This is a genomic window from Enterobacillus tribolii (assembly GCF_003363015.1).
Lineage (GTDB): Bacteria > Pseudomonadota > Gammaproteobacteria > Enterobacterales > Enterobacteriaceae > Enterobacillus > Enterobacillus tribolii.
The window spans coordinates 432,015-455,174 of record NZ_QRAP01000002.1; the positions used below are offsets into that span (position 1 = coordinate 432,015).

28 protein-coding genes are annotated in these 23,160 nt (G+C 55.6%); 12 read left to right on the forward strand and 16 right to left on the reverse strand.

Annotated features, from left to right (window positions below; genetic code table 11):
• The first annotated feature begins 703 nt into the window (after positions 1 to 703).
• The 5 genes from lysM to potE all read left to right on the forward strand — a co-directional run bounded on the left by lysM (position 704) and on the right by potE (position 6,197).
• Entirely contained in the window at positions 704 to 1,156 is a 453-nt protein-coding gene (lysM, locus tag C8D90_RS06665) for a peptidoglycan-binding protein LysM (protein WP_115457643.1), read from the forward strand.
• Positions 1,157 to 1,271: 115 nt separating this feature from the next.
• The gene (locus C8D90_RS06670; RefSeq protein ID WP_115457644.1) at positions 1,272 to 1,667 is read left to right on the forward strand and encodes a YidB family protein; all 396 of its coding nucleotides are present in this window, start codon (positions 1,272 to 1,274) and stop codon (positions 1,665 to 1,667) included.
• 414 nt (positions 1,668 to 2,081) lie between these two features.
• A complete protein-coding gene (speFL, locus tag C8D90_RS06675; RefSeq protein ID WP_115457645.1) occupies positions 2,082 to 2,186 on the forward strand; it encodes a leader peptide SpeFL in 105 nt (34 codons plus the stop codon).
• 445 nt (positions 2,187 to 2,631) lie between these two features.
• Positions 2,632 to 4,800, forward strand: a complete 2,169-nt coding sequence (gene speF / locus C8D90_RS06680; protein WP_115457646.1) for an ornithine decarboxylase SpeF — start codon at positions 2,632 to 2,634, stop codon at positions 4,798 to 4,800.
• An 80-nt stretch (positions 4,801 to 4,880) separates the two neighbouring features.
• Entirely contained in the window at positions 4,881 to 6,197 is a 1,317-nt protein-coding gene (gene potE / locus C8D90_RS06685; protein WP_115457647.1) for a putrescine-ornithine antiporter, read from the forward strand.
• A gap of 47 nt (positions 6,198 to 6,244) precedes the next feature.
• On the opposite strand, the gene C8D90_RS06690 is transcribed toward potE, so the two are convergent.
• Complete coding sequence (locus C8D90_RS06690) at positions 6,245 to 6,673, reverse strand: TOBE domain-containing protein (protein ID WP_115457648.1); 429 nt, start codon at positions 6,671 to 6,673, stop codon at positions 6,245 to 6,247.
• Positions 6,674 to 6,753: 80 nt separating this feature from the next.
• On the opposite strand from C8D90_RS06690, the gene C8D90_RS22090 reads away from it, so the two are divergent.
• Together C8D90_RS22090 and nikR are read left to right on the forward strand one after the other, a co-directional pair.
• Positions 6,754 to 6,900 carry a hypothetical protein gene (locus C8D90_RS22090; RefSeq protein ID WP_162844371.1) on the forward strand — a complete coding sequence of 49 codons (147 nt, stop codon included), beginning with the start codon at positions 6,754 to 6,756 and terminating at the stop codon, positions 6,898 to 6,900.
• Complete coding sequence (gene nikR / locus C8D90_RS06695) at positions 6,875 to 7,321, forward strand: nickel-responsive transcriptional regulator NikR (protein WP_115457649.1); 447 nt, start codon at positions 6,875 to 6,877, stop codon at positions 7,319 to 7,321. The genes C8D90_RS22090 and nikR overlap by 26 nt, the downstream gene beginning before the upstream one ends.
• Before the next feature lie 33 nt (positions 7,322 to 7,354).
• Here nikR and mltC read toward each other — a convergent pair whose 3' ends face one another.
• The 3 genes from mltC to mutY all read right to left on the reverse strand — a co-directional run bounded on the left by mltC (position 7,355) and on the right by mutY (position 9,925).
• Positions 7,355 to 8,428, reverse strand: a complete 1,074-nt coding sequence (mltC, locus tag C8D90_RS06700) for a membrane-bound lytic murein transglycosylase MltC (RefSeq protein ID WP_115457650.1) — start codon at positions 8,426 to 8,428, stop codon at positions 7,355 to 7,357.
• Positions 8,429 to 8,498: 70 nt separating this feature from the next.
• The gene (locus C8D90_RS06705) at positions 8,499 to 8,771 is read right to left on the reverse strand and encodes an oxidative damage protection protein (RefSeq protein WP_115457651.1); all 273 of its coding nucleotides are present in this window, start codon (positions 8,769 to 8,771) and stop codon (positions 8,499 to 8,501) included.
• A 41-nt stretch (positions 8,772 to 8,812) separates the two neighbouring features.
• Complete coding sequence (mutY, locus tag C8D90_RS06710) at positions 8,813 to 9,925, reverse strand: A/G-specific adenine glycosylase (protein WP_376744978.1); 1,113 nt, start codon at positions 9,923 to 9,925, stop codon at positions 8,813 to 8,815.
• Between the two features lie 142 nt (positions 9,926 to 10,067).
• Between mutY and trmB the strand changes: the two genes are divergently transcribed.
• From trmB to C8D90_RS06725, 3 genes are all read left to right on the forward strand, one after another.
• Positions 10,068 to 10,790, forward strand: a complete 723-nt coding sequence (trmB, locus tag C8D90_RS06715) for a tRNA (guanosine(46)-N7)-methyltransferase TrmB (RefSeq protein WP_260503105.1) — start codon at positions 10,068 to 10,070, stop codon at positions 10,788 to 10,790.
• Entirely contained in the window at positions 10,790 to 11,116 is a 327-nt protein-coding gene (locus C8D90_RS06720; RefSeq protein ID WP_115457653.1) for a YggL family protein, read from the forward strand. The genes trmB and C8D90_RS06720 overlap by 1 nt, the downstream gene beginning before the upstream one ends.
• A gap of 228 nt (positions 11,117 to 11,344) precedes the next feature.
• Positions 11,345 to 12,064 (forward strand): YggN family protein, encoded by a 720-nt coding sequence (locus tag C8D90_RS06725; RefSeq protein WP_115457654.1) that lies wholly within the window; start codon positions 11,345 to 11,347, stop codon positions 12,062 to 12,064.
• A gap of 58 nt (positions 12,065 to 12,122) precedes the next feature.
• Here the strand turns inward: C8D90_RS06725 and C8D90_RS06730 are convergent, their stop codons facing one another.
• Together C8D90_RS06730 and C8D90_RS06735 are read right to left on the reverse strand one after the other, a co-directional pair.
• Positions 12,123 to 12,356, reverse strand: coding sequence for a hypothetical protein (locus C8D90_RS06730; protein WP_115457655.1), 234 nt, complete (start codon positions 12,354 to 12,356; stop codon positions 12,123 to 12,125).
• A gap of 239 nt (positions 12,357 to 12,595) precedes the next feature.
• Entirely contained in the window at positions 12,596 to 14,002 is a 1,407-nt protein-coding gene (locus C8D90_RS06735; RefSeq protein WP_115457656.1) for a CBM96 family carbohydrate-binding protein, read from the reverse strand.
• Positions 14,003 to 14,212: 210 nt separating this feature from the next.
• Here C8D90_RS06735 and C8D90_RS06740 point away from each other — a divergent pair, with 210 nt between their 5' ends.
• Complete coding sequence (locus C8D90_RS06740) at positions 14,213 to 14,788, forward strand: hydrolase (protein ID WP_115457657.1); 576 nt, start codon at positions 14,213 to 14,215, stop codon at positions 14,786 to 14,788.
• A 42-nt stretch (positions 14,789 to 14,830) separates the two neighbouring features.
• On the opposite strand, the gene hemW is transcribed toward C8D90_RS06740, so the two are convergent.
• The 5 genes from hemW to C8D90_RS06765 all read right to left on the reverse strand — a co-directional run bounded on the left by hemW (position 14,831) and on the right by C8D90_RS06765 (position 18,188).
• Positions 14,831 to 15,961: a radical SAM family heme chaperone HemW gene (hemW, locus tag C8D90_RS06745; RefSeq protein ID WP_115457658.1), complete on the reverse strand. Its 1,131-nt coding sequence runs from the start codon at positions 15,959 to 15,961 to the stop codon at positions 14,831 to 14,833.
• On the reverse strand, positions 15,954 to 16,547 hold the full coding sequence (locus C8D90_RS06750; RefSeq protein ID WP_115457659.1) for an XTP/dITP diphosphatase: 594 nt from the start codon (positions 16,545 to 16,547) through the stop codon (positions 15,954 to 15,956). The genes hemW and C8D90_RS06750 overlap by 8 nt, the downstream gene beginning before the upstream one ends.
• Positions 16,548 to 16,562: 15 nt before the next feature.
• Positions 16,563 to 16,856 carry a DUF167 family protein YggU gene (gene yggU, locus C8D90_RS06755; RefSeq protein WP_115457660.1) on the reverse strand — a complete coding sequence of 98 codons (294 nt, stop codon included), beginning with the start codon at positions 16,854 to 16,856 and terminating at the stop codon, positions 16,563 to 16,565.
• Positions 16,853 to 17,407 (reverse strand): YggT family protein, encoded by a 555-nt coding sequence (locus C8D90_RS06760; RefSeq protein ID WP_115457661.1) that lies wholly within the window; start codon positions 17,405 to 17,407, stop codon positions 16,853 to 16,855. Before C8D90_RS06760 ends, yggU begins: the two co-directional genes overlap by 4 nt.
• Before the next feature lie 70 nt (positions 17,408 to 17,477).
• Complete coding sequence (locus C8D90_RS06765; RefSeq protein ID WP_115457662.1) at positions 17,478 to 18,188, reverse strand: YggS family pyridoxal phosphate-dependent enzyme; 711 nt, start codon at positions 18,186 to 18,188, stop codon at positions 17,478 to 17,480.
• A gap of 25 nt (positions 18,189 to 18,213) precedes the next feature.
• Between C8D90_RS06765 and C8D90_RS06770 the strand changes: the two genes are divergently transcribed.
• On the forward strand, positions 18,214 to 19,209 hold the full coding sequence (locus C8D90_RS06770; protein WP_115457807.1) for a type IV pilus twitching motility protein PilT: 996 nt from the start codon (positions 18,214 to 18,216) through the stop codon (positions 19,207 to 19,209).
• Positions 19,210 to 19,278: 69 nt separating this feature from the next.
• On the opposite strand, the gene ruvX is transcribed toward C8D90_RS06770, so the two are convergent.
• The 5 genes from ruvX to C8D90_RS06795 all read right to left on the reverse strand — a co-directional run bounded on the left by ruvX (position 19,279) and on the right by C8D90_RS06795 (position 22,694).
• Positions 19,279 to 19,701, reverse strand: coding sequence for a Holliday junction resolvase RuvX (gene ruvX / locus C8D90_RS06775; protein WP_115457663.1), 423 nt, complete (start codon positions 19,699 to 19,701; stop codon positions 19,279 to 19,281).
• Positions 19,701 to 20,264 (reverse strand): YqgE/AlgH family protein, encoded by a 564-nt coding sequence (locus C8D90_RS06780; protein ID WP_115457664.1) that lies wholly within the window; start codon positions 20,262 to 20,264, stop codon positions 19,701 to 19,703. Before C8D90_RS06780 ends, ruvX begins: the two co-directional genes overlap by 1 nt.
• A 119-nt stretch (positions 20,265 to 20,383) precedes the next feature.
• Positions 20,384 to 21,337: a glutathione synthase gene (gshB, locus tag C8D90_RS06785; RefSeq protein WP_115457665.1), complete on the reverse strand. Its 954-nt coding sequence runs from the start codon at positions 21,335 to 21,337 to the stop codon at positions 20,384 to 20,386.
• 57 nt (positions 21,338 to 21,394) lie between these two features.
• Positions 21,395 to 22,126 (reverse strand): 16S rRNA (uracil(1498)-N(3))-methyltransferase, encoded by a 732-nt coding sequence (gene rsmE / locus C8D90_RS06790; RefSeq protein WP_115457666.1) that lies wholly within the window; start codon positions 22,124 to 22,126, stop codon positions 21,395 to 21,397.
• Between the two features lie 64 nt (positions 22,127 to 22,190).
• Positions 22,191 to 22,694, reverse strand: a complete 504-nt coding sequence (locus C8D90_RS06795; protein WP_115457808.1) for a SprT family zinc-dependent metalloprotease — start codon at positions 22,692 to 22,694, stop codon at positions 22,191 to 22,193.
• Positions 22,695 to 23,160: the final 466 nt, after the last annotated feature.

Consider the following 23,160-nt stretch of genomic DNA (forward strand, 5'->3'; position numbering starts at 1 on the left):
GTATTATTCATCCGCCGGGAGAGCTCTTCCGGCGTTATGCGTAATTAGGAGAATCCTAAAGTTATCTGAGCGATAAGATTAATTAAATAATAGTGCCCGGCAGATATTCTGAAAGTTGCTCATTAGCTTTTATTGCTGCAGAGCAAGGCACGTAAAGCCCAAAATGTTGTAATGCGATATGATTTAATCATTTCAAGAGGAAAAACCCTTCTTCTTGTCATCATCATCCCTTTCAGCGCGCTATTTCTGGTAGCGCGTTTTTTTTATGTAATTTCATTGTCAAAAGCGATTATCTCTCTTTGCTTAACTGCGTATTTTAGGCTTATTCCTAATTGGGCTTTATATTCTGTTAATAAAAATATTTACACGCCACGGCACCGCCACAGGCGGCCTGGCCCCTGATTTTCGCCTGATGTTGGCGCACCCCGTTATATCAACGGCATACGGTTCAATTTTCGCACGGCGGGACGTGTCTGGCGTGAAGATAACGGCGGGGCACCGCATGATGATCTCTGAACGCTACAGTTTGATGCCTTGAATGGTGCGTTCTTGTACAGGATTCCTCCGGATTTTCCTTATCCATGACCATTATGTGGTTAATACGAAAGGTCTCATAGCGATTTTTGTCCTATTATTGTATAGACTCTGGTTCCGTGCTGTTACGCACGGGAAAACGTTTTTACCCATAAAATGGAGAGGCAAAATGGGACTGTTTAGTTTTGTGAAAGAGGCAGGCGATAAGCTATGGGATGCCGTGTCCGGTAACAACAATCGGGCAGAACAAGGGGAAAAACTGAAAGAACATATCAACAATCTGGGTATTCCGGATGCGGACAAAATTGATGTGCAGGTAGCGGAAGACGGTACGGCGACGGTGGGAGGCGATATCGTTTCTCAGGCGATCAGAGAGAAAATCATGGTTGCTGTCGGAAACGTAGCCGGGATTAGCCAGGTAAACGACAATATGTCGGCCACCGAGGCCGGTGACGAGAGCCGTTACTACACGGTGAAATCCGGTGACACCCTCAGCGCTATTTCTAAAGCCATGTATGGCACGGCCAACGAATACCAGCGTATTTTCGAAGCCAACAAGCCGATGCTGAAGCACCCAGACAAAATTTATCCCGGCCAGGTGCTGATTATTCCTAAAAAATAACAGGTATTACGGATGACGCTATTCCGGGAAGAGGAGTAGCGTCTTTCTTTTTTATGGATTCGGACGGATGTGCTGCGGCGCTCCGATCATCAACACATTTAGCAGGATTTACATCATGGGTTTACTCGATCAAATGGCCGGTATGCTGGGCGGTCAGGCCGGCAAACTAGGTCAATATCAGGCAATTTTATCCTGGCTGGAAAGCCAGGGCGGCATTCAGGGCGTATTGGATAAGTTCCGTCAGGGCGGTCTGGCGGCAATCGTCGAATCCTGGATCAGCAGCGGTGCAAACCTGCCGATCTCTGCCGAACAGATTACCTCTGTGCTGGGCTCCCCGGCCATCGGACAGCTGGCGGAAAAACTGGGCATGAATACTCAAACCACTTCCGCATTGATAGCCGAATATCTGCCGAAGATGATTGACGGCCTGTCACCGGAAGGTGAAGTACCTGCTCAGCAGGATCTGCTGTCAGAAGGGCTGAATTTGCTTAAGGGTAAATTGTTCAGCTGATTGACTGTCACGATTTGGTACGACTGCGCGACCGGTTATTTATCTGCCGGTCGCGTTTTTTTGTGATTAATATCACAATACCATCAAATGGTAATCTGAATACAGATGCAAAGTTTATAGCCTGGCATGCACTTTGTTTAATCACGAAATTATTTTCTTATTTCGTTTTTTAACATTTCATTATCATTTTATCGTACCGAGAATTATCTGATAGCGAGTCATTTCGGCGATATGTGCTCAGGGATTGTTTTTAATTTGTTATTTTTCTATTTTGTAGTGAATTTATGCAGACATAATTCATCATGCGTTGTTTTTGACTGTTGATGCGCTGGGGTTTAGTGATGGACCTCACAGTTTGGAAAAAGGCAGTCGCTACAATGTGCTCAGATTTCCAAATGTCCGAGGAAATATAAAATGGAAAATAACAACAGGTCATGGCCCCATATCAGGCGGGTGACGCATATTATGATGATGGCTCATCGTAGTTGCTTTGACTTTCATATCTTCAACTCCAAATAACTCCCTCCTTTACGATGGCATTCCTGCGTCTGGCGGAGAGTCATTGTCTGAGCTAAGGATCGTGTCCGTCCGTTAATGATGCGCACCCGATACCGGCTTAAATAATATTTTGATTTGTTCGTTATTTATCTGCATGTCGTGGATATCTATGGCAAATCATAACTAACTCCCGTTGTTGCAACGATGCCTTTGCCGGCAGGGAACACCGCATTAGACGTGCGGATTATTCTCGCTGTGATGCCGGCAGTCTTCGGTTCGGTTTATTCGTGGAATTTTTTTCCATGAATTCTCCTTAACGAAGGCGGAATAAGACTTTCCGTTTGAACGATAATGAACCCTGGCGTTTATTATTGCGGCCCCGGCTTGTCTTAATATTTTGGGCTTATCTGAAGGGCATTATTTAATGGCCTCAGGGGAGCCTTGCCTTTAAAAAGAGATAAATGAAATGGCTCAGTTTAATAATAAAGTCGCTGTAAGCGTTGATGTGACTTCTTGCTTTAGTACCACCAGGGAAACCGTCGATATTCGTAATACGGATTTTACGGATATCTCCGCCGTTGTGTTGTCGGTAGTGGACGCCGTCAGCGGAATGCTGGAGAACGTGGAACAAACCGGTTTCGGCCTGCCGGTGTTTGTCGCGGTGTGCGATGAAGATGAGTTGCCGCCGTCCATTCTGCCGCGGGTTACCGGCGTATTTGAAATGAGCGACGGCAACGGCGAATTTTATGGCAAACAACTGGAAGCCGCGGCCGTCCGCTATGAAAACGACATGCTGCCGCCGTTCTTCGGACGTTTGATGGACTACGTGAGCAAAGGCTACGCCGCGTTTGATTGCCCCGGTCACCAGGGCGGGCAGTTCTTCCGCCGCCATCCCGCCGGGCGTCAGTTCTTCGACTATTTTGGCGAAACGCTGTTCCGCTCCGACTTGTGCAACGCCGATGTGGCAATGGGCGACTTGCTGATTCATGAAGGCGCGCCCTGCGCTGCGCAGCAGCATGCGGCCAAGGTCTTTAACGCCGATAAAACCTACTTTGTGCTTAATGGCACCTCATCCTCCAACAAAGTGGTGCTGAACGCCCTGCTGGCGCCGGGCGATCTGGTGCTGTTCGATCGCAACAACCACAAATCCAACCATCACGGCGCGCTGTTGCAGGCCGGAGCTACGCCGGTGTACCTGGAAACTGCGCGCAACCCGTTCGGCTTTATCGGCGGGATCGACGCCCACTGTTTTGAAGAGAAATACCTGCGTGGTCTGGTGCGTGAAGTCGCGCCGGATCGGGCGCAGGAAAAACGTCCGTTCCGTTTGGCGGTGATTCAGTTGGGAACCTATGACGGCACCATCTACAACGCCCGTCAGGTGGTGGATAAGATCGGTCATCTGTGCGACTACATCCTGTTCGATTCCGCCTGGGTCGGGTACGAACAGTTCATTCCGATGATGAAAGATTGTTCGCCGTTGCTGCTGGATCTGAACGAGAACGATCCGGGCATTCTGGTGACCCAGTCGGTGCATAAACAACAGGCCGGTTTCTCCCAGACGTCGCAGATCCATAAAAAAGACCGGCATATCAAAGGCCAGGCGCGCTATGTCAACCATAAACGTATGAACAATGCTTTTATGATGCACGCGTCCACCAGTCCGTTTTACCCGCTGTTCGCCGCGCTGGACGTTAACGCCAAAATGCACGAAGGCGAGAGCGGTAAACGCATGTGGATGGACTGCGTTAAGGTCGGCATCGAAACCCGCAAACTGCTGCTGAAGCTGTGCCATCACGTCAAACCCTTCGTGCCGACGTTGGTGGACGGTAAAAAGTGGCAGGATTTCAGCACCGAAGAGATGGCTAACGACCTGCGTTTCTTCAACTTTATCCCCGGCGAGCGCTGGCACGCCTTCGAAGGGTACGCGGAGCACCAGTACTTCGTTGACCCCTGCAAGCTGATGCTGACCACGCCCGGCATTAACGCCGAAAGCGGCGAGTATGAAGCATTCGGGGTGCCGGCGACGATTTTGGCTAACTTCCTGCGTGAAAACGGCATCGTGCCGGAAAAATGCGATCTGAACTCCATTCTGTTCCTGATGACCCCGGCGGAAGATATGGCGAAGATGCAGCATCTTGTCGCCCAGATTGCCCATTTTGAACGCTTATTGGACGAAGATGCACCGCTTTCCGAAGTGCTCCCCTCCGTGTATGCCGCCAATGAAGCGCGCTACCGCGGTTACACCATCCGCCAGCTGTGCCAGGAGATGCACGATCTTTACGTCAGCCATGACGTGAAACAGTTGCAGAAAGAGATGTTCCGTAAAGCTTACTTCCCGAAAGTAGCCATGAACCCGCAGCAGGCCAACCTGGAGCTGGTACGCGGCAACGTTGAGCTGGTGGCGCTGAACCAGGCGGAAGGGCGCATCGCGGCGGAAGGCGCGCTGCCTTACCCGCCGGGCGTGCTGTGCGTGGTTCCCGGTGAAATCTGGGGCGGCGCGGTGCAGCGGTATTTCCTGGCCCTGGAAGAGGGGATCAACCTGCTGCCCGGCTTTGCGCCGGAGCTTCAGGGGGTTTACATCCAGGAAGACGAGGACAACCGCAAGCGCGCCTACGGCTACATGATTAAACGGTAATCGGGCGTTCACTGAGCACAGACGGGAAGCGCGTGATTTCTCCGCGTTTCCCGCACGGAAAAGAATAAGAGAGAACGATTATGAGTACCTCAAAAAACAAAATGGGCGTGGTCCAGCTAACGATTCTGACCGCGGTAAATATGATGGGGTCCGGTATCATTATGCTGCCGACCAAGCTGGCGGAAGTCGGGACTATCTCCATCGTCTCCTGGCTGGTGACGGCGGTGGGATCGATGGCGCTGGCCTATGCGTTCGCCAAATGCGGGATGTTCAGCCGCAAGTCCGGCGGGATGGGCGGTTATGCTGAATATGCGTTCGGCAAGTCCGGTAACTTTATGGCGAACTATACCTACGGCGTGTCGCTGTTGATCGCCAATGTCGCGATTGCGATTTCCGCCGTGGGTTATGGCACCGAGCTTATCGGCGCCGCGTTGTCGCCGTTGGGTATCGCGATCGCCACCATCGGCGTGCTGTGGCTGTGTACCGTTGCCAACTTCGGCGGCGCGCGCATCACCGGACAAATCAGCGGCGTGACCGTTTGGGGCGTGATCATCCCGGTGGTCGGGATCTCCGTGATTGGCTGGTTCTGGTTCAGCCCGGAAATGTACGCCGCATCCTGGAACCCGCATCATATGCCGGCATTTGAAGCCGTCGGTTCTTCTATCGCCATGACGTTGTGGGCGTTCCTGGGGCTGGAATCCGCCTGCGCCAACACTGACGTGGTGGAAAACCCGGAGCGCAACGTGCCGATCGCCGTTTTGGGCGGGACGCTGGGTGCGGCGGTGATTTATATCATCTCCACCAACGTGATTGCCGGTATCGTACCGAATATGGATCTGGCTAACTCCACCGCGCCGTTCGGCCTGGCGTTTGCGCAGATGTTCACGCCCGGCGTGGGTAAAGTCATCATGGCGCTGATGGTGATGTCCTGCTGCGGTTCGCTGCTGGGCTGGCAGTTCACCATCGCCCAGGTGTTCAAATCCTCGGCGGACGAAGGCTACTTCCCGAAAGTCTTCTCGAAAATCACCAAGGCTGAAGCGCCGGTTAAAGGCATGCTGGTCATCGTGATTATTCAGACGCTGCTTTCCCTGATGACCATCAGCCCGTCGCTGAACAAACAGTTCAACGTACTGGTGAACCTGGCGGTAGTAACGAACATTATTCCTTACATCCTGTCGATGGCGGCGCTGGTGATTATTCAGAAAGTGGCGAAGGTTGATCCGGGTAAAGCCCGCGTGGCGAATATCATTGCGTTAATCGGGGCGATTTACAGCTTCTATGCGCTGTACTCCTCCGGGGAAGAGGCGATGATGTACGGTGCTATCGTAACTTTCTTGGGCTGGACGCTGTACGGGCTGATCTCGCCGCGCTTTGAGATGCGTAATAATAACGTGTAACTGAAAGAGAAACGGGAGAGCCAGCGGGCGCTGGCTCTGACCGGAATTTATTTCTTAACGGCCAGCAGTACGGAAGAGGCCTTAACCAACGCAACAACGCGTGAACCGGCGGCCAGCGCCATTTCTGCCAGGCTTTCGTTGGTGATCACTGAGGTCAGGGGCAGACCGGAATCCGTTTTGATATGTACCGTTGCGTTAACTGCGCCTTTTTCGAGCGTGGTAATCACGCCGGCGAACTGGTTACGGGCGGAAAAACGCAGGCCGCAATCTTCTGAAGCCAGAATAACCCACGGCGCCTTGATCAACGCGATGGCTTCCTTTCCGGTTTCCAGACCGAGCGATTTCTGGCTTTGGGCCGTAACGATGGCAACCAGCTTATCGCCGCCGGGAAGCGTAAGCTCCACTTCATCATTAACCGCGCCGTTGGCAACTGCGGTAACGGTACCGGTGAGCTGATTGCGTGCAGATACTGACATGAATCTTCTCCTGAATTAGGGGCATGGGTTTGTCATCATAAGTGACATTTGTAATGCTATTCCATCCGGGATGGCGGGATATGTGGGATGAATCAAACCCGTTTGGCGATATTGCAGCAAAACAAGGGATTACGCATATTTTCCGTGCGTTGCCGATGGCATACTTGGCGATATCCTTTTTTATTCTGCAAGGTGTAACGGATGCAGCGGGTAACGCTTTCCCTTGATGATGACCTGATGGCGGAAATTGACGCCATTATTAAAGAACGCAATTACCAGAACCGTTCGGAGGCTATCCGCGATTTAGCCCGGGCCGGGTTACAGGCGACGGCGCTGCCGGAGCATGACGCCGCCAACTGCGTCGGCGCGCTGTTTTACGTTTACGATCATGAGGCGCGCGAGCTGTCGAAACGGCTGACGCGGACGTTCCACGATCATCACGATCTTTCGCTCGCCAGCCTGCATGTGCATCTCGATCACGGCAGTTGCATGGAGGTTTCCCTGCTGAAGGGGGAGACGGAGAAGGTGCGGGAGTTTGCCAAGCAGGTTATCGCCGAGCGCGGCGTGCGTCACGGCAAGCTGGTGCTGGTGCCGGGCGAAGACGGCCACGATCATGGCCATCATCATCATCACGAGCACGACGAATAAAAAACGGGGAGCGTTTTCGCTCCCCGTTAGCCATTATCCCCGGCGATAGCCTTTCTGCGCCGTATTCACCTTGTGCAGGTAGCGCCGTGACTCCGCCGAAGGATGGCGGGTGGTCAGCGCCTGATAGATATCGCCCGGCGACATCTGGTTCATGATGTTGACCGCCTGCGCTCTGTCGCTGGAGAAGACCCGCAGTACGCTGCCCGCGCCGCCATTGTAGGCGGTGATGACTGCGTAACGCCGCGACGTCGCGTTTTTGATCCCGCCCAGATAGTTGTTCTGCAAAATCGCCAGATAAGCCGTACCAGTGTCGATGTTATTTTCCGGATCGAACAGATAACTGCGGCTCGGCGTACCCCATTTGCCTTTCTGCTTGAAGACGTCTTTACCCGCGGTGTGCTGGACCACCTGCATCAGCCCGAGCGCGTCGGAGCCGCTGACCGCATAGGGGTTGAAGCTCGACTCGGTCTGCATGATCGCCAGAATCAGCGACTCATCCACGCCGTATTTCTCCGATGCCTTGCGCACCATGCCGAGGTATTTATGGGCGCGTTTATCCAGGTGATTGGGCACCAGTTGCAAAGTGACCGAGTAGATGACGTGCAGACCGGAGGTACGCTTGCGCAGCTTGTTCTGCAGCAGGTAGTCGGCGAAGTGGTTGGCGCGCCACTCCCAGCGGATCGGCTGGCCTTCATTGTCCAGTACCTGGCCGTACAGGAACGGCTCTTTGCTGATCTGAATGTCGTTGGCGTCGGAGTAGAGGTCTACCGAACCGGGATCGTCGCCCATCAGCAGGGTGAGAATGATCGCTTGCTTCAGGCTGGCGGTGGGATCGGTGGTAGAAATAGTCTCTACGGTGATTTGACCGCTTTCGAAGTTAATGTGGCTGCGCGTCAGGTATTGATCGGAGTATTTGACGTAATCCTTCGGTCCGGCGATCAGAACTTCGTTCAGGCCCCAGATATTTTCGATATTGTGGGCAAACTGGCCCATCAGGATGTCGAAGCCGTTGGTGTCTTTGACGTAGGCTTCGTTGTACTCCGATTTTTTCCCGGAGCAGGAGATGAGCAGCGGAATCAGCAGGAGCAGCGCAAAAAATTTTTTCATCGTAACTGTCATAACCGTAAAGCCGGATTGACGCAACGCCGGGGGGCAGGGACGTAAGCCCCGCCCGGCATCACTCGCTCGGAGGGGTATACCCTTCAATGTGCACGTCGTGCCCTTCGAACAGGAAATTCACCATTTCCTGCTCCAGCAATTTGCGGTCATCCGCGTTCATCATGTTCAGTTTTTTTTCGTTGATGAGCATGGTTTGCTTGGACATCCACTGCGCCCACGCTTCTTTGGAAATTTCGTTATAAATCCGTTTGCCCAGTTCGCCCGGATACAGCTGAAAATCCAGCCCTTCGGCTTCTTTATTCAAAAACGTGCAAAAAATGGTTCTGCTCATGGAGTGTCCTCATGATGTAGTAAAGTCCGGGCATCCTGTGCTTATCCTGCTTCCTTACCCAACTGTTGCAACAACCGTTCAACGGGGGCGGCTAACCCGACGGACGGGGGCTGCGCTAAGTTATACCAGAGTCCGGCGCCTTCATCCATGCAGGCGCTGCGTTCGGGTATTTCCAGCAGCATTGGCACGATGTCCAGATGGAAGTGGCTGAAAGTATGGCGGAAGGCGGTGAGCTGGTGTAAATCGGGAGATACACAGCCGGTGCGGGCAAGATGATCCCGCAACGCTTGTTCGCCGCCAAACTGCGGGAAACAGTACAGCCCGCCCCACAGGCCGACGGCCGGGCGCTGTTCCAGCCAGACGCGCGTTCCCTGTTTGATCATCAGGAAGTAGCCGGTTTTTTCCGGCAGCGTCTGTTTGGGTTTCTTGCCCGGATAGCTTGCCCAGTCGTGATTGGCGTAAGCGATGCAGTCCGCGCTGAGCGGGCAAAGTTCGCACTTGGGTTTGCTGCGGGTGCAGACCATCGCCCCCAGATCCATCATCGCCTGATTGAAACGGCTGACGCCGTCGGCGGGCGTGACGTCGGCGCTGATTTGCCACAGGCGGTTTTCGACCTCTTTTTTCCCCGGCCATCCGGCGACGGCATAACAGCGCGCCAGTACCCGTTTCACGTTACCGTCGAGGATCGGGTAATGCTGGCCGAGCGAGAGCGAAAGAATAGCGCCGGCGGTGGAACGGCCCACGCCGGGCAGCGCGGCGACCTCGTCGAACGTGGCAGGAAACTCACCGCCGTGCCGCTCAACGATGGTCTGCGCAGCCTTGTGTAAATTACGCGCCCTGGCGTAGTAGCCCAGCCCGGTCCACAGATGCAGCACTTCGTCCAGCGGGGCGGCGGCCAGATCGGCGACGGTGGGGAAACGCGCCATGAAACGGTTGAAGTAGGGAATCACCGTGGCAACCTGGGTTTGTTGCAGCATGACTTCCGAAAGCCACACCTGATAAGGCGTTTTCGGGCTTTGCCAGGGAAGGGTTTTACGCCCGTAGCGGTCGTACCAGGCCAGTACGGCCTGAGCAAACTGTTGCGCCTGCATCATAAGCGTGGAATGATCCCCCGTAAAATGGCGTCGGTAAAAAACAGGCTGCGATTGCAGCACAGTGCGCCCGGCCTGTAAACCGGAAGTTAGCGCCGGGCCGGGAATATCTGCCTGTGGTGACGTACACTGAATTAGCGCTTGTGAAAACAGGCCAACTTTGCATAATGCGCCTTTACTTTTTTGCATTCAGACGAACAAAACGATGATAAAGAACGACGTAATTTCGCCGGAATTTGATGAAAACGGACGCGTACTGCGTCGTATCCGCAGTTTTGTGCGCCGTCAGGGGCGGCTGACCAAAGGGCAGCAGCAGGCGCTGGAAACGCTCTGGCCGGTGATGGGCGTGGAATATGAGCCGGAGTTGCTCGATCTGAACGCCCTGTTCGGGCGCGAGGCGCCGACGGTGCTGGAGATCGGCTTCGGCATGGGCGCGTCCCTGGTGACGATGGCGGCGCAGCACCCGGAGCAGAATTTCCTCGGCATTGAGGTACACTCTCCCGGCGTAGGCGCCTGCCTGGCGTCGGCACAGGAGGCCGGGGTGACCAACCTGCGCGTAATGTGTCATGATGCGGTGGAAGTGCTGGAGAAGATGATTCCGGATGGAGAACTGGCGATGGTGCAGTTGTTCTTCCCCGATCCCTGGCACAAAGCGCGTCACCACAAGCGGCGCATTGTTCAGGCGCCGTTTGCCGAGCTGGTGAAAAGCAAGCTGCGCACCGGCGGCGTGTTCCACATGGCGACCGACTGGGAAAACTATGCGGAACATATGCTGGAAATTATGAACGGCGTCGCGGGATATAAAAACCTGTCCGGCGACAATACATACGTCCCCCGGCCGGATTCACGTCCGTTAACGAAGTTTGAACTGCGTGGGCAGCGTCTGGGACATGGTAACTGGGATCTGATGTTTGAGAGGATAGCTTAATGGCCATACAACGCAGCCGTCGTTTGCGCAAGAAGATGCATATTGATGAGTTTCAGGAGATCGGTTTCAGCCTGAGCTGGCGTTTCCCGGACGGCACCGGTATTGATGAAATCGACCGCAAGGTCGACAGCCTGATTGACGACGTTATCGACCCTAACGGGCTGGCGTTTGACGGCAGCGGCTACCTGAGCTGGGAAGGCTTGATCTGCCTGCAGGAAATCGGCCGTTGCACCGACGAGCACCGCCAGTTGGTGAAGAAGTGGCTGGAAGATAACGGCATGCTGGACGTCACGGTCAGCGAGCTGTTTGATATCTGGTGGGATTGATTTCCCGGTAACTGATTTTGCAGATAAAAGCCTCCGCGAGCCGGAGGTTTTTTTTAGCCCGCATTCATGCCGGCTTTAAGAATGAGCTGTATGGCGACGGCAGGCGCTTTTGTTTATCGTGTGAACGGTTTCCTCCGGCGGTGGTCAATGTATTCATACGCGGGAAATAGTTCAGGCGTTATCTTTTGATTTGTTCAGAGAGCGCCTTTTGATTTTTCAGGAGAAAGTATGATCCGTAGATTGACGCTGCCCTTGCTGATGCTGACCGCATGGCAGGCGCAGGCAGCATGGCAGTGCAACGTACAGCCGCAGGACGACATTATTATCAATGAGAGTCAGGTTCAGGTGGTTGGCGCCAGCGGCAACCTGCAAATTGATAAAGACGGGAACGTGATGCGCGACGGTAAAGCGTTGACGCTGAACGCCAGGGCGCAGCAGCAGGCGGTGGACTACCAGGCGGCGCTGCGCAAGGATCTGCCGTGGATTTATCAGGGCGCGCAGACGCATCTGGAAAAGGCGCGTTCTTCGCTGGATAACGTGCTGGTACAGGAGCTGGGCAGCGACAGCAACGTGCGCAATCGTCTGACGACGCTCAACGGCGAGCTGAAAAAGCAGATGGAGCGCGTGCTGGAAAAACGCAGCGACGGTTATGCTTTCCACCATCAGGCGATCAAGCAGGTGGAGCAGGATGGTCAGAAACTGGTGAACTCCGCGATGGGCGGCGTTATGCAGGACAGCATCAATGAAATGGGGCTGAAGCAGGCCACTAAATCCGATAATCCGCTCAAAGCGCTGATGGGGAACCTGGGCGGTTTGCAGCAGGCGGTGCAGAAAGAGTGGAAGAATCAGGAAAAAGAGTTTCAGGGATTCGGACAAGACGTATGCAACCGCATGACGACGCTTGAAACACAGCGTAAAACGCTGATCGGCGAACTGCCGCAGGGCTGATTAAAGCCGGAAAAGAAAAAACCGCCGGAACGATGGCGGTTTTTTTTATCCGTCGGCCTCAGGCCGGCTGATAACTGATCGAGTGCTCCGGCGCGTCGGATTTAGTATCCAGCACGACGTTCCACAGCCCGCTGTATGGCACGCTCAGGTACGCTTCGCCGTTGCCGCGTGCGGTAATCACTGCGCTTTGGGTGGCGCGCTCGCCGGTCAGGTGAAGATGGAAATCATGGGTGCAACGCACGATGACCGTATCACCGGCGAACAGGTTAAGACAGGTACGTACTATCGACATATATTTCTCTCCCGCACATAGACAAAAATCCATAGCTAAATCGATTCGCTTGTGATGTTCCTCACATAACGCACGGTCCATAAGAGCAAATTGTGACCGTTCAAATAATGACCTTTATCAAATTTTGTTGCAGTTAGTAAAAAATATTAATAACCGTAAAGGGGTATCAGCAGGAGTAATAACGGGGTTAACCAAGAGAAAGGGCACGGTGAACGATCCCGTGCCCTTGGTTTTGCCGGTTAAATTTCAGGAACTTTAACGTAGCTGCTGAGCATCAGCACCATGCTCTCTTTCGTTTCCGCCGAGTTAAAGCGGAAGGTGTGGCCCTGACGATCGCCGCCGATATACCAGGATATTTCAGTTTTCCCGGCCGCAATGGCCTTACGCACAGCTTTATCTACGTCCAGGTAGTGGAATTTGCGCGTGTTATCCAGGTAGAGAATGGCGTCTGAGTTGTAGTTACAAGACGGACGGTTATCCCAGGTCACGCTGTTTTCGTTCCAGTCGGAAGAGCCTGCCGGGTAGAAGAAGATCTGGTCAGCGCCGCTTTCTTCTTTCGCGCCATAAAGCCGGATGCGGTACTTGAAGTTCGCCAGCTCGGTTTCGGACAAACCCTGCGGCAACGGCGGAATTTTAAACTTCACCAGCGCCAGCGTTTCCGGGTTGGCCTTACGTCCGCCGTCTTTCCAGTTGTCCTGCAAAATCAGATCAGGTTTCTGCCCGAAGTTGGCGTTCGGCTCCTGACTGCTGACGTAGCTGTCATCAATGGCGGGTGAGTAGTCATAAGGTACGTTAGTGCCGCAGTCCATATTGTTGTTCATGCACAGCTCAGCCATGAATTTCGCGCCGTTTTCCGTCCAGCCGTTCATGAAATCGGCGTGCGCGGTGTAGATCCCTCCCCAGTTCTCCGTGCGTTGATCGCCTTGCATTGTCGGGTCCATGGAAAGCTGGATTTTCGACGTATCCAGTGACGTAATCTGCGGTAATACCCAGGCAATGTTCATATTTACCGTCGGTATTTTAACCGGGAAGTCCGCCGGGCAAGCGCCGCTGACGCTATAGGCGGCGTTCATTTTTCCGTGTACGGGCTTAAGGTTTACGCCGTCCCAGCAGTTGGGGAAGGCAATGCCGATATTGAATTGCACCGCATCGCCGGCGGCGCGCAGTCCGCAGACTTCACCGGCTTTATTGCTGTAGCCTTTGCCGTTGCCGCACAGAAACGTGATGTGACTGTTTGGCCCAGTACCGTGATGGTCGCCGGCCAGCAGTTCCAGGCCCGGCGGGAACGGGGTCAGCGGATTGGTGTCAACGTTGCTGGCCTGGTAGTAGGTTTTCTGATAGGCCGGCTTAACGATCTCGCCGTCAGGCAGCTTCATGGTGGGAACCCAATATGCGGAGGAATCAGCTTTATTATCGCAGGTGGTGTCCGGCTTGGCGCGCAACGTGGCGTAGGACGAGTAGGCGTCGGTGTGCGTATTGCCGAAAAAGTCATGCAGCATCGCCTGATTGGGCTTGCCGAACATCATGATGGCGTCGTCGCCGAGCGTGTGATGATAAGCGCAGGTCGCCTGAGCCTGGGGGCCGGCATGAACGGTAAAAGAGGCGATACCGGCCATCAGGGCGGCGCTGAGAGTTGAGTACTTCATGGTTTGCTCCATTTGATAAACAGTGGATGTGGTTATTAACAGGAGAGAGCAACCATGGAGAAATCACATACCGTCATAAAAAATGATGTGAGTCCGTGAGGAAAAATGAGGGTGGGGGAAAGTTAAACAATCTTACATATTTCCGACTGAGGCCTCTTTCCGGGTGAGGTAACGTATTACGCTGACTTTCCCGTTATCACAGGAGTTTTTATGTTGTCACTGAACCCTGCCGAAACTGCGCTGGTGCTTATCGATCTTCAGGAAGGCATCCTGCCGTACGCCGGCGGACCGCATTCGGCGCAGGACGTGCTGACGCGCGCCGCCGCGCTGGCCCGTCATTTCCGTGCGCATCAGGCGCCGGTGATACTGGTGCGCGTCGGCTGGTCCCCGTCGTTTGACGATGCCCTGAAGCAGCCGGTGCAGGAGTCGCCTCATGCCCGCCAACTGCCGGAAAACTGGCTGACTTATCCGGACGTGCTGGGCGTGCAGGAGACGGACATCCACGTGCTCAAGCGCCAGTGGGGCGCGTTCTACGGCACCGACCTGGACTTACAGTTGCGTCGGCGCGGAATTAAAAACATCGTGCTGGGCGGCATTGCGACCAATATGGGCGTGGAATCCACCGCGCGCAATGCGTGGGAGCATGGCTATGCGGTGGTGATGGCGGAAGACATTTGCAGTACGGTTGACGCCGTGCAGCATGAACACAGCTTTCGCTATATTTTTCCGCGCATTGCCCTCATTTCCGACTGTGAAGGGATCACCGCGGCTATCGGGAGTAAATGATGCGGCGGCCCCTCATAACGCATCGGGATGAGGGACGCGGGGCTAGAGGAAGAGTTCCAGCAGGGCGTTGAGGAACAGCTTGCCGTGCTCGGTGATTTGCCAGTGCTCCGGCGTCTCGGTGATGTAGCCCTGTGCCAGGGCCTGATCGAGCTGCGCATGGATGACGCTTTCGCTCAGTCCGGTCAGGTTCTGGAATTCGCGGCGCGGTACTGCCTCCAGCAGGCGGAAGCGGTTCATAAAGAATTCGAACGGCTTTTCCGCATCTTCCACCTGATGCTGTTTGTCCAGATAACGCCCCTGCATATAGCCGCGCGGGTGACGGGTTTTCGCCGTACGCAGCAGTGTGCCGTCCGGCCGGGTGACTTTTCCGTGCGCGCCGCAGCCGATGCCCAGATAGTCGCCGAAACGCCAGTAGTTCAGGTTGTGCTGACACTGGTAGCCGGGTTTGGCGTAGGCCGAGGTTTCGTATTGCTGATAACCCGCCGCGCTGAGCAGGCGGTGGCCCTGTTCGAAGATGTCCCACAGCGCGTCGTCGTCCGGCAATTTCGGCGGACGGGAACCGAACAGCGTGTTCGGCTCAATGGTCAGCTGATACCAGGAGAGATGGGGCGGGGCAAGTTCTATTGCCTGACGCAAATCGTCAAGCGCTTCTTCCAGGCTTTGATCCGGCAGACCATGCATCAGATCGAGATTAAAGCTGCGCAGCCCCAGTCCGGCGGCAAGCCGCGCGGCGCGCTTTGCTTCTTCCGGGCCATGAATTCGCCCCAGTCGTTCCAGCTTTTGCGCGCTGAAGCTTTGTACGCCGATAGAAATCCGGTTCACGCCGGCCCGCTGGTAGGCGCTGAAACGATCGGCTTCAACGGTGCCGGGGTTGGCTTCCATCGTGATTTCGGCATCGGCGTCCAGCGCGATGCGGGCGCGCACGCCGTCCAGCAGGCGCTGCATTCCCGCGGCGCTCAGCAGGCTGGGCGTACCGCCGCCGATAAAAATGGTGCTGATGCTGCGCCCCTGCGCCAGCGGCAGATCGGCATCCAGATCCGCCAACAGGTGATCCACGTACTCTTGCGACGGAATCTCGCCTTTCTGCGCGTGTGAGTTGAAGTCACAGTACGGGCATTTTTGCACGCACCACGGGATGTGAATGTAGAGGCTCAGCGCCGGCAGGTTAAGCATTACTCAGGGCTTCCAGCAACAGTTTCAGCGCCTGGCCGCGATGAGAAAGCGCCGTTTTCTGTTCGCGCGTCAGTTCCGCCGCCGAACGGCCCAGCTCCGGAATGGTAAAGATGGGATCGTAGCCGAAGCCGCCGTCGCCGGTGGGGGCGAAGGCGATCTCTCCGGCCCAGCTTCCGTGGCAGACAATCGGCGTCGGATCGGCCGCGTGGCGCATATAAACCAGCACGCAGTGGAACTGCGCCTGACGCTGGCCCGCCGGTACATCTTTCAACGTTTCCAGCAGTTTTTCCAGGTTCGCCTGATCACTGGCGTCTTCGCCGGCGTAGCGCGCCGAATAGATGCCCGGCGCGCCGCCGAGCACGTCCACCGCCAGGCCGGAATCATCGGCAATGGCCGGCAGGCCGGTAGCCTGCGCCGCGTGACGCGCCTTGAGGATGGCGTTCTCAATAAAGGTCAGCCCGGTTTCCTCCGCGGAGTCTACGCCCAGATCGGTTTGCGCGACGACGTCGAGGCCGAAATCCGCCAGCAGGCTGGCGAGTTCGCGAACTTTACCGGCGTTACCGGTAGCTAATACGACTTTTTGCATAACGAATTCCTGAAATTATTGAGGGAGCAACGCGGCGACTGGTTCAGGGAACTGCTGGGGCTGGCTGATGCGTAACTGCTTATGCCGGCCAAGTTCGCCTTTCTCAATGACGACCTGACTTTTAGCAACGCGGAACTGCTTGGCGATGAATTTTACAAGATGGGCGTTGGCCTGACCATCCACCGGCGGGGCGGTGATGGCGACTTTCAGTTCATCGCCGTGCAGTCCGATGATTTGGTCACGGCTGGCTTTGGGCTGGATATAGAGTCGTAATACCAGCCCATCATCGGTAAGCTCGACAGCACTCACAGAATCGCCCAGATTGGGCCGAACGTATCCATGCCCAGATAGTTCAGCAGGTACAGGACCAGGATCACCACCATAGCGGAGAAATCCAGCCCGCCCATGGCCGGAATAATGCGGCGTACCGGCGCCATCAGCGGCTCGGTCAACTGATGCAGTACGTAGTCCAGCGGGCTGCGGCCCTGGCTGACCCAGCTCATGATGGCGCGCACGATGATGGCCCAGAACACCAGATAGCCGGCGGTTTTCACCAGAGAAATCAGGCCGAATAACAAGTTATACGCGCTGAACGTGATCTCGCCGCTCTGAATCAGCAACAGCAGCGGGTATTTGATCGTCATCAGGATAAATGCGACCAGCAGCGATGCGGTGTCGATTGGGCCCAGCGCGGGAATGACGCGGCGCAGCGGGCCGATGATCGGCTGGGTCAGGCGCACCACGAACTGCGCCAGCGGGTTATAGAAATCGGTACGTGCCCACTGCATCCAGACGCGCAGCAGCAGAATCATGGCGTAGAGGTCGATGATGGTCTTGACCAGAAAAGTCATTGTCAGCATGAAAGCCCTTTCGTTCCGTTAGTGATAAAAAATATAAATCAATTGGTTAGCGCAAATCCGGCCTGCGTTCTTACTGTGCCGGGCCGTAGTCGCGGGCGCCGAAAATCGCCGTGCCGATACGCACCAGCGTACTGCCTGAGGCAATTGCGGCATCCATGTCATGCGTCATGCCCATCGACAGAGTATCGACCTGCGGATAACGCTGCTTTAATGCCAGAAATGCCTGCTCCATACGATCAAATACCGCCTTCTGTTTGGCGAAGTCCTCTTCCGGCGCCGGAATTGCCATCAGGCCGCGCAGGCAAAGACGCGGCAGGGAGGCGATTTCCGCCGCCAGCGCGTCCAGTTCTCCGGGGAGAATGCCGGACTTGCTCTCTTCATCGCTGATATTGATCTGGATAAGCACGTTCAGCGGCGCCTTCTCTGCCGGGCGCTGTTCATTCAGGCGCTGGGCGATTTTCACACGATCCAGCGTATGAATCCAATCAAAGTGCTCGGCAACCAGGCGGCTTTTATTGGACTGCAACGGGCCGATAAAGTGCCATTCCAGCGGGGTATCCGCCGCAGTCCGGGTGAAATACTGAATTTTTTCCACCCCTTCCTGCACGTAGTTTTCACCGAAGGCGAGCTGTCCGGCGGCAATAGCATCTTCGATGTCGCTCACAGGTTTGGTTTTGCTTACCGCAAGCAGCGTAATTTCCCGTGGATCGCGTCCGCAGCGTTGAGCGTCAGTGGCGATCTGGCTCCTGACGGAGGTCAGATTTTGTTGGATAGTCGTCATGATGATTTTAGAGGCGATATTCAAAATGGACTTCAATGAGTTATTGGAGAGTAGTGTAAAGCAAAACGCATCGGATCTGCACCTTTGCGCCGGTTATTCGCCGGTGTTGCGCATTGACGGGCAACTCCGGCGGCAATCCGGCCCCTTATTGCACCCCGCGTTATTGTCACGCTGGCTTGATGGCTGGCTGTCGCCGGCGCAGAAGCAGGCGTGGGAGACACAGCATCAGGTTGATTTCGCGCTGGCGCACGACGGCGTACGCCTGCGCGGGCACGCGTTTATGCAGCGCCATGGTCCGTCCCTGGCATTGCGCCTGATCCCTTCCAACTGCCCCCTGCCGGCGGAGCTGGGTATCCCGCTGGCGCTGATTGAACAACTGTATGCGCCTGAGGGGCTGATTCTGGTATGCGGTGCGACGGGAAGCGGGAAGTCCACAACGCTGGCATCGCTGATACAGATGCTCAACCGTGAAAGCGCGCTGCATATCATTACGTTGGAAGATCCCGTGGAGTTTCTGCATCAGGGCGACCGGGCCCTGATCCAGCAGCGCGAGCTGGGCGTGCATGTGGCCGGTTTTCAGCAGGGGCTGCGCGCCGCGCTGCGTGAAGATCCGGACGTGTTGCTGCTGGGAGAGCTTCGGGACACCGAAAGCATTCGTCTGGCCCTTACCGCGGCGGAAACCGGGCATCTGGTTTTGGCGACGCTGCATACCCGTGGCGCGCCACAGGCCGTGGAGCGGTTGGTGGACGTTTTCCCTGCGGGAGAAAAAGAGTTCGTGCGCACATTGTTGGCGGGAAGCCTGCGCGCCGTGCTGGCGCAGCAACTGCTGCCGCGCGCCGGCGGCGGACGGGTGGCTGCGTTTGAGCTGCTGCTGGGTGTTCCGGCAGTAGGGAGTCTGATCCGCGAAGGGAAAACGCATCAGCTGGTCAGCGTGCTGCAAACCGGGCAACGCCAGGGAATGATAAGTTTTGAACGAAGCATAGCGGCGCTGAGGAGAGACGACGTGATTCATTCGCCGTAGCTTACCCGCCGCAGGCGTACTGGCGGGAATTTTGCACAAAGGAGGAATAAAAAGCGGAGCGGCGTGCGTTTATGCTCCTTGTTGATCAAACCAGCTTTCCAGAATCACCACCGCTGACGCCGCGTCTACGCTGCCTTTATCCAGGGCACGGAACCCGCCGGTATCAAACAGGTGTGATTTGGCTTCTACGGTGCTCAGGCGTTCGTCGTGAAGCGCCACCTGTACGCCGAAGCGGCCGTGCAGGCGGTTGGCGAACTTACGCGCCTGCGCGGTGACCGGCTGTTCGGTGCCGTCCATATTCAGCGGCAAGCCCACCACCACCAGGTCCGGTTGCCATTCGCGCAGCAGCTTTTCCACTTTTTGCCAGTCCGGCGTGCCGTCCTGCGCTTTGAGCGAGGCCAAAGGGCGGGCGGTGCCGGTGATCTCCTGCCCGATGGCGGCACCGATGCTGCGGGTGCCGAAGTCAAAGGCGATAATAGTCCGGCTTTTCATCAGGCGTGCCCTGCGGAAGCGGGGATGCTGCGGATATCAACGCCAAGCTTCGCCGCCGAGCTGACCCAGCGTTCGGCAATGGGCGCATCGAACAGGATGCTGGTGTCGGCTTCCACCGTCAGCCAGGCGTTGTCCAGGATTTCCTGTTCCAACTGGCCGGGGCCCCAACTGCTGTAGCCCAGCGCCACCAGGTAGTCTTCCGGTTGTTCCTGCGTTCCCAGCGTTTCCAGAATGTCGCGCGAGGTAGTCAGCATGGTATCGGAGGATACGCTCACGCTGGAACCAAACCCCGGACGCGGTGAATGCAGGATAAACCCGCGATCTTCGGCCAGCGGCCCGCCGGAGAACACCGGCTTGTCCAGCCGGATAGCCGGATCGCGCTCCCCGGCGGAAACCTCCAGTTTATCCAGCAGCACGGAAAGGGTTAACTGTTCCAGAGGTTGATTGATGACCAGCCCCATAGCGCCGTCCTCGCCGTGCTCACACAGATAGATCACTGAGCGTTTAAAACGGCTGTCCGTCATGGAGGGCATCGCGATTAAAAAATGGTGCCTTAAATTCATCGTAGTAGCCCAATGTTTATTTGATCTTTTGTTTGGCCCAGTATGCGAATTTTTTCCCCGGAAGTCACGGGAAGGAGCGCCGCCCGTGGCGGGCGGCGTAGGTGACAAATAACCGGGAGTTACTGTTTGGCTGCCAGACGTTTTTCAATGGCGTCCATCAGCATGCCGGTAATGGATACCGGGAAGGCCGCTTCAATTTCACGTGCGCAGGTGGGGCTGGTCACGTTAATTTCCGTCAGGCGATCGCCGATAATATCCAGACCGACGAAGATCAGCCCTTTCTCTTTCAGGACCGGTGCAACCCGGCGGGCGATGGCCCAGTCGCTTTCCGTTAACGGGCGCGGTTCGCCGCGGCCACCGGCCGCCAGGTTGCCGCGCGTTTCGCCGCTTTTCGGAATTCGTGCCAGGCAATAGGGCACCGGTTCGCCGTCGACGACCAGCACGCGCTTGTCGCCGTCAGAGATCGCCGGCAGAAAGTTTTGCGCCATGCAGAAACGGGAGCCGTGTTCGGTCAGGGTTTCGATGATGACCGACAGGTTAGGGTCCTGAGGCTTAACGCGGAAAATGGAGGCGCCGCCCATGCCGTCCAGCGGCTTGAGAATGATGTCCTGATGCTTGTCGTGGAAAGCGCGGATGTGTTCGGCGCGGCGGCTGACCAGTGTATCCGGCGTCAGCTCCGGGAACCAGGCGGTGAACAGCTTTTCGTTGCAGTCGCGCAGGCTCTGCGGCTTATTGACGATCAGGGTGCCTTCGGTTTCCGCCCGCTCCAGGATATAGGTGGCATAGATATATTCGGTATCGAACGGCGGATCTTTACGCATCAGGATCACGTCGAGATCGGCCAGCGCGATGTCCTGCTCGCCGTGAAATTCATACCAGCCGGCCTTATCTTCCTTCACGCTGAGCAAACGCGTGTTGGCGCGCGCCTGACCGGTGTACAGATAAAGATCGTTCATTTCCATGTAATGCAGTTCGTAACCGCGGCGCTGCGCTTCCAGCAACATGGCGAAACTGGTGTCTTTCTTGATGTTGATGGAGGAAATGGGGTCCATCACGATGCCAAGCTTAATCATTCTTTTCTCCGTTTTCCGGGGGTGACTCCAAGTGTACGTGATTTTATGGCGTACTGATCACCCCAAATCGCCGAAACGCACCTGAAGGGCGGTAATTGCCGTCAGTGCGGTGGTTTCGGTGCGTAATACACGCGGCCCCAGCAGAATATCGGTGAACCGGTACTCTGCGGTCATGGCGATCTCCTGCTCCGATAATCCTCCTTCCGGGCCAATCAACAGGCGTACGGCGGAGACCGGTTGCGGCAGGGTGTTGATGCTGTTGCTGGCCCGCGGATGCAGGTTGAGCTTCAGCGCATCGTCCTGTTCCGCGCACCAGGCTTCGAGCGTCATCACCGGCCTGACTTCCGGCACCCGGTTGCGGCCGCACTGTTCGCAGGCCGCAACGGCAATTTTCTGCCACTGATTCAGTTTCTTATCCATACGCTCGGCGTCGAGGCGTACGCCGCAGCGTTCGGAAATCAGCGGCGTGATCACGTTCACGCCCAGCTCGATGGATTTCTGAATGGTGAACTCCATCTTTTCCCCGCGGGAAATAACCTGACCCAAATGCAGTTGCAGCGGGGACTCGCGATCTTCAGTCGTTCCCTCACCCACACGCACGCGCACGTTCTTCTTGCCTGCCTGAATGATTTCGGCGTCAAAAACCTGATTACTGCCGTCAAACAGTTGCAGCGTCTGGCCTGCCGTCATTCGCAGCACGCGCCCAACGTGGTTGGCGGCATCTTCACTCAGCTCGATTTCGCCCGGATGGGTAATGCGTTCCGGATGATAGATGCGGGGAATACGCATGGGTAATTTTTTCCTCGGTTACATGTTGTCCGCAGCGGATTATACGAAGCAGCGTGCGCCGGGGCTAACCTTTTTGCCGCTGTAAAATGTCCCCGCAATGGCGGCAGCGGTATTCTGACTCGCCGCGCACGACGCGGTTATGGCGGCGCAGCGTCAGCTGGTGGGTTTGGCAACGGCATGTATAAGGAAACGTTTTTCCGGCAACGGAGGCGACGGCAAAGCGATGCGTACGGCGCGGCGCGAGCTCCAGGATCTCGCCCATCATCCATTGCCATTCCCGGCCATGCGGCGCAACGTTGCCGAAATGACGGTAGACCAGTAAATGCGCCAGTTCGTGCGGCACCACTTCCTCAATAAAGGGCTGACCGTTTTCCGCCAGTAAAACCGGATTGATACGGATTTCCCACTCTTTCAGCCAGGCTGTGCCGGCGCTGGTGCCGCGCTGGCGGTAGGTGATTTTGGGTTCCGGGTACTGTGCGTCGAGGCGCTGATTGGCTTGCTGCAGTTTGTCGCGCAGGCAGCGCATGACGGCCTGTTGCAGGGTAATGGGAACGCGGGGCATATTCATGGCCGCCAGCATAGCCGATGCGCCGGAAGGATGGCAACCGCCGTGAATAAGAAGGCTCTTATTTATTAGGCGTGCTTCGTTTCCCTACTCATTGAAAATAAGGAATTAAATTTTATCAGGTTAATATTTGTTCGGGGTGTTATAAATTAGCGCTGTTAAACTATGGTAATGGCGGGGCTGTATTGATCAAGTATTCGCGTTAATAACCCTATTAAGGTTGTCAGTTTAAATGCCTGTATATTTTTTATCCTTATAAATTAAGTGGATAGGTTATGTTTCTTTGGTGCTTGGAGAAGCTAATAATTAGCTGAAATAAAAGGAATAAAATTTATCTATTAATATTATTCCTAATGTACAACTGCAAAAAATGAATTCATACCTATACTTATACCAACCGTTGCCATTGGTCGTGAAGTAAGTGATACCAGACAACGTATCTAATAAGGCGCACCTTTTATTACGTGCC